General features: G+C 71.5%; 7 protein-coding genes. 5 read left to right on the top strand and 2 right to left on the bottom strand.

Annotation, left to right across the window (positions count from 1 at the left end; all coding sequences use genetic code 11):
* A partial coding sequence (locus BGO22_RS00065; RefSeq protein ID WP_286848189.1) for a CBS domain-containing protein occupies positions 1 to 460 on the bottom strand: 460 nt, incomplete at its 3' end.
* Between the two features lie 183 nt (positions 461 to 643).
* Here BGO22_RS00065 and BGO22_RS00060 point away from each other — a divergent pair.
* The 3 genes from BGO22_RS00060 to BGO22_RS00050 all read left to right on the top strand — a co-directional run bounded on the left by BGO22_RS00060 (position 644) and on the right by BGO22_RS00050 (position 4,137).
* Positions 644 to 1,954 carry an O-acetylhomoserine aminocarboxypropyltransferase gene (locus BGO22_RS00060; protein WP_070398166.1) on the top strand — a complete coding sequence of 437 codons (1,311 nt, stop codon included), beginning with the start codon at positions 644 to 646 and terminating at the stop codon, positions 1,952 to 1,954.
* 90 nt (positions 1,955 to 2,044) lie between these two features.
* Complete coding sequence (locus tag BGO22_RS00055; protein ID WP_070398167.1) at positions 2,045 to 2,863, top strand: alpha/beta fold hydrolase; 819 nt, start codon at positions 2,045 to 2,047, stop codon at positions 2,861 to 2,863.
* Positions 2,860 to 4,137 (top strand): cytochrome P450, encoded by a 1,278-nt coding sequence (locus BGO22_RS00050; protein WP_070398168.1) that lies wholly within the window; start codon positions 2,860 to 2,862, stop codon positions 4,135 to 4,137. The genes BGO22_RS00055 and BGO22_RS00050 overlap by 4 nt, the downstream gene beginning before the upstream one ends.
* 13 nt (positions 4,138 to 4,150) lie before the next feature.
* On the opposite strand, the gene BGO22_RS00045 is transcribed toward BGO22_RS00050, so the two are convergent.
* Positions 4,151 to 5,392 carry a YihY family inner membrane protein gene (locus BGO22_RS00045; protein WP_070398169.1) on the bottom strand — a complete coding sequence of 414 codons (1,242 nt, stop codon included), beginning with the start codon at positions 5,390 to 5,392 and terminating at the stop codon, positions 4,151 to 4,153.
* Positions 5,393 to 5,430: 38 nt separating this feature from the next.
* Here BGO22_RS00045 and BGO22_RS00040 point away from each other — a divergent pair, with 38 nt between their 5' ends.
* Both BGO22_RS00040 and BGO22_RS00035 read left to right on the top strand, forming a co-directional pair.
* Positions 5,431 to 5,874 carry a DUF2069 domain-containing protein gene (locus BGO22_RS00040; RefSeq protein WP_070398170.1) on the top strand — a complete coding sequence of 148 codons (444 nt, stop codon included), beginning with the start codon at positions 5,431 to 5,433 and terminating at the stop codon, positions 5,872 to 5,874.
* On the top strand, positions 5,871 to 6,122 hold a 252-nt coding region (locus tag BGO22_RS00035), incomplete at its 3' end, for an FAD-binding oxidoreductase (protein WP_286848187.1). The genes BGO22_RS00040 and BGO22_RS00035, both read left to right, overlap by 4 nt.

The following is a 6,122-nucleotide window of genomic DNA, read 5'->3' as shown; positions in this document are numbered from 1 at the left end:
GCGGCGGCGGGTCCGCGGGCGTCTCTTCCTCGGGCCAGTCGCGGATGTAGGCCTTGAGCATCTTGTTCTCGAAGTTCTGGCTGTCCACCACGGCCTTGGCCACGTCGTAGAAGCTGATGACGCCCATGAGCATGCGGGCCTCCATCACCGGCATGTAGCGCGTGTGCTTCTCCAGCATCATGGGCCGCACGGCTTCCAGCTCGGTCTCGGGCGTGCAGGTCATGGGGTGGTCGTCCATGACGCTGCGCACGATCTTGCCGCCCAGCTGGCCGCCGTTGGCCGCCAGCGTCTCGATCAGTTCGCGGAAGGTCAGCATGCCCACCAGCTCGCCGTGCTCCATCACGGCCAGCGAACCGATGTCGAACTGCGCCATGGTTTGCACGGCCACGTCGAGTCGTTCGTCGGGCGAGACGGTGTAGAGCGTGCCGCCCTTGACGCGCAGGATGTCGCTGACTTTCATGGTGGGTCTCCTCTGGGGGTGTCGCTTCCGCTCTGAGCGGGTGGGTCAATATAGCCCACAATCATCGTGCCCCCACGCTCCGCCGCTGCGCGGGTCGCTGCCCCCAGAGGGGGCTGATCCGCCTTGGGGCGGCCCGGCGGCGTATCGGTTTTCACTGACAGGTTCTTCTGGAGACAACACCCCATGGCAGGCCACGCCGACCCCGGCTTCGACACGCTCGCGCTGCACGCGGGCGCCGCGCCCGACCCCGCCACCGGCGCGCGCGCCGTGCCCATCCACCTCACCACCTCGTTCGTTTTCGAGTCGAGCGACCACGCCGCCGCCCTGTTCAACCTGGAACGCGCGGGCCACGTCTACAGCCGCCTGAGCAACCCCACCAACGCGGTGTTCGAGCAGCGCATGGCCGCGCTGGAAGGCGGCATCGGCGCCATCGCCACCGCCAGCGGCCAGGCCGCGCTGCACCTGGCGGTGGCCACGCTCATGGGCGCGGGCTCGCACATCGTGGCCAGCACGGCGCTGTACGGCGGCAGCCAGAACCTGCTGCACTACACCATGCGCCGCTTCGGCATCGACACCACCTTCGTCAAGCCCGGCGACATCGACGGCTGGCGCGCCGCCATCCGGCCCAACACCCGCCTGCTCTTCGGCGAAACCGTGGGCAACCCGGGCCTGGACGTGCTGGACATGCCCACCGTGGCGCAGATCGCCCACGAGGCGCGCGTGCCCTTGCTGGTGGATTCCACCCTGACAACCCCTTACCTGGTCAAGCCGCTGGAGCTGGGCGCCGACCTGGTCTACCACTCGGCCACCAAGTTCCTCAGCGGCCATGGCACCGTCATCGGCGGGGTGCTGATCGACGGCGGCGGCTTCGACTGGGACGCCGCCGGCCACTTCCCCGAGTTCAGCGCGCCCTACGACGGCTTCCACAACATGGTGTTCACCGAGGAATCCACGGTGGGCGCCTTCCTGCTGCGCGCGCGCCGCGAGGGCCTGCGCGACTTCGGCGCCTGCATGAGCCCGCACACGGCCTGGCTGATCCTGCAAGGCATCGAGACCCTGTCGCTGCGCATGGAGCGCCACCTGGGCAACACCGAGAAGGTGGTGCAGTTCCTGGCCAGCCACCCGCTGGTGGGCCGCGTGGGCCACCCGCTGATCGAGTCGCACCCCAGCCACGCGCTGGCCAACCGGCTGCTGCGCTTCGGCGCGCGTGGCGCGGGTTCGGTGTTCAGCTTCGACATCAAAGGCTCGCGCGCCCAAGGGCGCGCCTTCATCGAGGCGCTCAAGCTGTTCAGCCACCTGGCCAACGTGGGCGACTGCCGCTCCCTGGTGATCCACCCGGCCAGCACCACGCACTTCCGCATGAGCGACGAGGCCCTGGCGGGCGCGGGCATCGGCCCGGGCACCATCCGCCTGTCCATCGGCCTGGAAGACGCCGACGACCTGATCGACGACCTCAAGCGCGCGCTCAAGGCCGCTGAAAAAACGGGGGCCTGAGCATGTGCCCCCACGTTCATCACTTCGTGTATTCACTGCCCCCCGAGGGGGTACAGCCCCCCCTTGGGGCGGCCCTGCGGAAGGCCTGACATGGAACTCACCGTCAACGGCGCCAAAACCTACTGCTACACCGGCGGCAAGCCCTTCGACGCCGCCCAGCCCACCGTGGTCTTCATCCACGGCGTGCTGAACGACCACAGCGTCTGGATCCTGCAGAGCCGCTACCTCGCCCACCATGGTTTCAACGTGCTCGCCGTGGACCTGCCGGGCCACGCGCGCAGCCAGGGCGAGGCGCCGGCCAGCGTGGAGGCGGCGGCCGATTTCGTCGCCGCGCTGCTGGACGCCGCCGGCGTGCAGAAGGCCGCGCTGGTGGGCCACAGCTGGGGCTCGCTGATCGCGCTGGAGGCCGCGGGCCGGCTGAAGGAGCGCATCACGCACGCCGTGCTGGTCGGCACGGCCTACCCGATGAAGGTCTCGCCGGCGCTGATCGAGGCCTCGCTGAACCAGCCCGAGAAGGCGCTGGCCATGATCAACGTCTTCAGCCGCAGCACCCTGGCCGCGCCGCCCTCGGCGCTGGGGCCGGGCACCTGGGTGTACGGCGCCAGCATGGCCCTGGGCCGGCGCGTGCTGCGCAGCAACCCGAAGGTGAACGTGTTCCACCGCGGCTTCGTGGCCTGCGACACCTATGCCCACGGCGAGGCCGCGGTGAAGGCCCTCACCTGCCCCGTGCTGTTCCTGCTCGGCGCGCAGGATCAGATGACCCAGGCCAAGGCCGCGAAGCCACTGATCGACGCCGCCCAGGCGGCCGGCAAAACCGTGAAGGTGGTCACCCTGCCCGTGGGACACCACCAGATGACCGAGACCCCCGACGCCACGCTGTTCGCGATCCGCGACTTCCTCCAGGCATGACGATCACCGCCGACCACATCACCCCGCCGATGGGCGACGCGCGCGCGCAGGCCATCGCGCAGGCCTTCGACCTGCGCGCCCTGCCGCCCGACTTCTTCACCAACCCCTACCCGGTGTACCGCGCGCTGCGCGAGCAGGACCCGGTGCGCCGCATGCCGGACGGCTCGGTCTTCCTCACGCGCTGGGCCGACCTGGCCGCCGTCTACCGCGATGCGGCCTCGTTCAGCTCCGACAAGCACGTGGAGTTCGCGCCCAAGTACGGCCTGGGCACGCCGCTGTTCGAGCACCACACCACCAGCCTGGTGTTCAACGACCCGCCGCTGCACACGCGCGTGCGCCGCCTGATCATGGGCGCGCTCACGCGCCGCGCCATCGCCGACATGGAAGCCGGTCTGATCGAACTGGTGGACCGCCTGCTCGACGGCATCGCCGTGCACGAGGGCGGCGACCTGATCGAGGATTTCGCGTCCGCCATTCCGGTGGAGATCATCGGCAACCTGCTGGGCGTGCCGCACGCCGAGCGCGGGCCGCTGCGCGACTGGTCGCTGGCCATCCTGGGGGCGCTGGAGCCCACCATCACCCCCGCCCATGCCGAGCGCGGTCACCGCGCCGTGACCGAGATGTGCGACTACCTGCGCATCCTGGTGGCCGCGCGCCGCCAGGCCCCGGGCGACCCGGAGCGCGACGTGCTCACGCGCCTGATCCAGGGCGAGGCGGACGGCGAGCAGCTCAGCGAGGTGGAGCTGCTGCAGAACTGCATCTTCCTGCTCAACGCCGGCCACGAGACCACCACCAACCTGATCGGCAACGCCCTGGTGGCGCTGCAGGAGCACCCCGCGGTGCGCGAGCGGCTGCTGCAGCGCCTGGGCGGCGAGGACGAGGTGGCCGTGCTGGACCGCGCGGTGGACGAGTTCCTGCGCTACGAATCGTCCAACCAGCTCGGCAACCGCCGCGCGGTGAAGGACGTGAGCATCGGCGGCGTGGACCTGCCCGCGGGCACGCTGGTCACGCTGTGCATCGGCGCGGCCAACCGCGACCCGGCGCAGTTCGCCGACCCCGAGGCGCTGGACATCGCGCGCGAGCCCAACAAGCACCTGGCCTTCGGCTTTGGCATCCACCAGTGCGCCGGCCTGAGCCTGGCGCGGCTGGAGGGCCGCATCGCCATCGGGCGCTTCCTGCACCGCTTCCCGAACTACCGGCTCACGGCCGCGCCCACGCGCGGCGGGCGGGCGCGCTTCCGGGGGTTTCTGGCGGCACCGTTCGCGGCGGGCTGAGGCGCGCCGAGCCTCAGCGCAGCGCCATCGCCTCCGGCAGGGCCTCGGCCACGGTCATCCCCGCCCAGCGGCTTTGCTCCCACAGGCGCGCCGTGGGGCCCTGGCGCGCCAGCAGCAGGCGCTCCATCAAGGGGCCCAGCGCCGTGTGGTCGGGGTCGATGAGCAGCACGTAGCGCTCGCCCTCCTCGTCCAGCCGGCCCAGCCAGTCGAGCGCGACCAGCGCCGCCACGGGCTCCTCCAGCTGCAGGGCCTCCACGCGCAGGGAGGCGGCCAGCGCCTCCAGGCTTTGGCCGCGCGGCGCCTCGGCGCGCGCGGCGCCGAGCTGCGCCAGCACCTCCAGCGCGAGCTGGAAGTTCCAGCCCGGCGAATCGCCGCGCCGCGCCACGCCCCGCAGCAGGCTCGGCAGGTAGGCCGCGATCACCGCGCCCAGCAGCACGATCACCCAGGCCAGGTAGATCCACACCAGCAGGATGGGCGCCGTGGCGAAGGTGCCGTACAGCACCGAAAAGGTCGGCACCTGCTTCAGGTACCAGGCCAGCAGCTCCTTCGCCAGTTCCAGCGCCACCGCGGCGAAGAAGCCGCCCGCCAGCGCATGGCTCCAGCGCACGCGCGTGTTCGGCACGTAGCGGTACAGGGCCGCCAGGCCGCCGGTCACCAGCAGCAGCTGCAGCGAGTCGAGCAGGAAGCCCAGCGGGGCGGGCAGCGCCGCCGCGTGGCGCGCACTGCCGATGGCGTAGGTGGTCGCCGCCGTGCTGGCCGTCAGCAGCAGCGGCCCCAGCGTTAACACGGCCCAGTACACCAGGATGCGCTGCGTCACCGGGCGCGGCTGGCGCACGCGCCAGATGTCGTTGAGCTTGCGGTCGATGGTGAGGATCAGCGCCAGCGCCGTCACCAGCAGCGCCAGCGCGCCCGCGCCGCCCATCTGCGTGGCCTTGGCCGCGAACTGGTTCAGGTACATCAGCACCGGGCGGGCGATGCTCTCGGGCACCAGGCTTTCGACCAGGTTGCGCTGCAGGTTGCGCTGCAGGCGATCGAACATGGGAAAGGCGCTGAAAATGGCCAGCGCCACCGTGAACAGCGGCACCAGCGAGATGGTGGTGGTGAAGGTCAGGCTGCTGGCGGTGATGCCCAGCCGGTCCTCGCGGAAGCGCTCGCGCAGGGTGATGGCCGTGGTGCGCCAGGGAAAACGCAGCGCGCCGTGCCAGGCGTCGCGCGCCAGTTCGCGCAGGGTGTCGAGGCGCTCGGACAGGGTCATGCCGGTATCATGCCAGCCTCATTTTTCGCCCCGCCCGCATGCCTTCCATCGACTCCACCACGGCTTCGCGCGTGGCCTTCACCCGCCGCCTCGCGGTGGCCTGCCTCGTCGGCCTGATCGTGCTGGGCCTGGCCTGGGAACTGTGGCTGGCGCCGCTGCGCGAAGGCGGCTCCTGGTGGGCGCTGAAGGTGCTGCCGCTGACCCTGCCGCTGGCCGGCCTGCTCAAGAACCGCATGTACACCTACCGCTGGCTCAGCCTGCTGGTCTGGCTGTACTTCACCGAGGGCGTGGTGCGCGCCACCAGCGGCGAAAGCGCCCTGTCCACCGCCCTGGCCGCCGGGCAGACCCTGCTGTGCCTGCTGCTCTTCGTGGCCTGCGCGCTGCACGTACGCATCCGCCTGCGCGCCGCCGGCCCCGAGGCCGTGGCGGCCGACGTGGCCGCCGCCAACGAGGCCGCCGAGCGCGCGGCCGGCCAGCCATGAGCGGCGCCTTGCTGGCCGCCCTGCGCGAGGCCGTGGGCGCCACCCACGTGCTCACGCGCGACACCCACGACCTGAGCGCCTACGAGCGCGACTGGCGCCAGCGCGCGCACGGCCACGCGCTGGCGGTGGTGCGCCCCGGCGCCACCGCCGAGGTGACCGCCGTGGTCCGCGCCTGCGCCGCGCACGGCGCCAGCCTGGTGCCCCAGGGCGGCAACACCGGCCTGGTGGTGGGCTCGGTGCCCGACGGC

The sequence above is a fragment of the Hydrogenophaga sp. 70-12 genome (assembly GCF_001897365.1).
Lineage (GTDB): Bacteria > Pseudomonadota > Gammaproteobacteria > Burkholderiales > Burkholderiaceae_C > Hydrogenophaga > Hydrogenophaga borbori.
The sequence above is the reverse complement of the archived record's forward strand: the minus strand, read 5'-3'. Positions and strand labels throughout refer to the sequence as shown.